3 protein-coding genes and 1 pseudogene are annotated in these 1,707 nt (G+C 48.2%); 3 read left to right on the forward strand and 1 reads right to left on the reverse strand.

Annotated elements, in window-relative coordinates; translation table 11 throughout:
- The 3 genes and pseudogenes from AB3R30_RS26795 to AB3R30_RS26805 form a co-directional block, all read left to right on the forward strand.
- Nucleotides 1-93 (forward strand): annotated as a pseudogene (locus AB3R30_RS26795) (IS630 family transposase); the annotation flags it as partial.
- 166 nt (nt 94-259) lie between these two features.
- The gene (locus AB3R30_RS26800) at nt 260-676 is read left to right on the forward strand and encodes a helix-turn-helix domain-containing protein (RefSeq protein WP_458652256.1); all 417 of its coding nucleotides are present in this window, start codon (nt 260-262) and stop codon (nt 674-676) included.
- Complete coding sequence (locus tag AB3R30_RS26805; protein ID WP_458652257.1) at nt 673-1,239, forward strand: IS630 family transposase; 567 nt, start codon at nt 673-675, stop codon at nt 1,237-1,239. The genes AB3R30_RS26800 and AB3R30_RS26805 overlap by 4 nt, the downstream gene beginning before the upstream one ends.
- 7 nt (nt 1,240-1,246) lie before the next feature.
- Here the strand turns inward: AB3R30_RS26805 and AB3R30_RS26810 are convergent, their stop codons facing one another.
- A complete protein-coding gene (locus AB3R30_RS26810; protein WP_458652258.1) occupies nt 1,247-1,462 on the reverse strand; it encodes a hypothetical protein in 216 nt (71 codons plus the stop codon).
- Nucleotides 1,463-1,707 lie beyond the last annotated feature (245 nt).

Genomic DNA, 1,707 nt, shown 5'->3' on the forward strand with positions numbered 1-1,707 from the left:
CTATTGCAACCTGGTGACGCGATTGTCATAGATAACGCCAGTTTTCACCGCTCTCAATACATCAATGAAATTGTGGCAGCGGCAGGATGTGATACCAAATTAAATTGGAGTAGTTACAGATTCAGATAAACTGAGGGGTGTAGAGATGAGGTTTATCAATGGCTGGAGTCAGTGCGATTGCAATCAAAGAAAGTCTTGAAGAGTTAGGCGACCGTTTGCGAGCAGTTGAACAACCGATACTCAAAGAGCGATTGCAAGAGTGTTGTACTGGCTCAAACAAGCGCAAGCACCGAGTATTAGCCAGATTGCGGTGGCAATTGGCAGACATCGAGGCACGGTACAAAAGTGGTTAGCGCTGTATCGAGCGCAAGGACTCGAAGCCTTGCTAGTGGTTAAACCCATCCCAGGAGGCGGCAATCGGGTGATTCCAGTGTGGGCAGAGAGAGCCTTAGCCAAACGATTACAGGAACCAAGCAATGGGTTTGACAGTTACGGGGCAGTGCAGCAGTGGCTGTTAGAAAGTTTAGGGGTAGAAGCCGAGTATCATGCGGTGTACCAGATGACGCGCTACCGCCTCAAAGCAAAGCTCAAAGTAGCCCGTCCACAAAACATCAAACAGAACCCAGTCCAGCGAGAGGCATTTAAGCAAACCTTGCAGATGACCTCGACTTGGTGAGCCAGTACTATCGGCAAGTGCGCCAGGATGAGCGACCCATTCGCTACTTTGCCCAAGATGAGAGCCGCTTTGGACTCAAAACAATCGTCGGACGATTGATTACGGCGTTTGGGGTGAAACCGATTGGGGCATGGCAGTGGTTGTTTAAGGCATTCTGGCTGTACGGCGCGGTGGAACCTGCCACAGGAGAGTCCTTTTTTCTGCAATTCTCCCATGTCGATACCGAGTGCTACCAATGGTTCTTAGATGAGTTCTCCCAGGCTTACCCCGATAGTCTCAACCTGCGGCAAGTGGATAACGGACGGTTTCACACCAGCAAAGCGTTGATAGTGCCAGAAAACATCATTCTGGTGTTTCAACCGCCTTACTGTCCTGAGCTAAATCCCATTGAGCGTTTATGGGAATATCTCAAGGCAGATCTCAAGTGGGCTTCGTTCAAAACGCTGGAGCAACTGCAAGCTAGGGTGGATCAACTCTTGTCCCAGCTAACCCCGCAAGTGATTGCTTCCCTTACGGGTTACCCCTTTATCCTAGATGTACTATCTGTCATTAACACCATTTAAATTGGTATTAGAAAGTCAACAATGCCATAAACAGACGTTGAATCTTCCGGTCTTGAATTTTCTCTAGCCCTTTACTAATTCCCTGGTCAGCACAGTCTCTAAAGTCCAACTTGGTGTATTGTGCTTTTAATTCCTCCCATTCATCTGTTGAAAGATTTTCGAGCGGCATTCGACGGGTCACAGCCACTTCAGTAGAGTCAGAAGTATCCGCCTCAACTCGCATCTCCAGATAGTAACCATCAGGATCAGAGCGCAGAATTGGAAGTTGAATGTCTGGGTTGTGAATCGAAGCACCGCTCTGGGCAGAACCATTAGAAGTTGCCCATCAACTGGAAAGGTTAACTCATCACTTTTGCTCACGGTACTCTAGCCTCAAACGTGAGCAGACCTCAGAGGATGTCTTAAAAGCCCAGATGTAGCGCTGAGATAGGAAAAGGAAACTCTCACCTCGTAAGCTGTCAAAAGAAA

It is taken from the genome of Sivoneniella epilithica UHCC 1019 (genome assembly GCF_040830845.1).
Classification (GTDB): Bacteria; Cyanobacteriota; Cyanobacteriia; order Leptolyngbyales; family Leptolyngbyaceae; genus ULC077BIN1.

Bases quoted from the DNA above. Each gene is read 5' to 3' on its own strand.
- AB3R30_RS26810 (WP_458652258.1), bottom strand. From the start codon at position 1,462: ATGCGAGTTGAGGCGGATACTTCTGACTCTACTGAAGTGGCTGTGACC.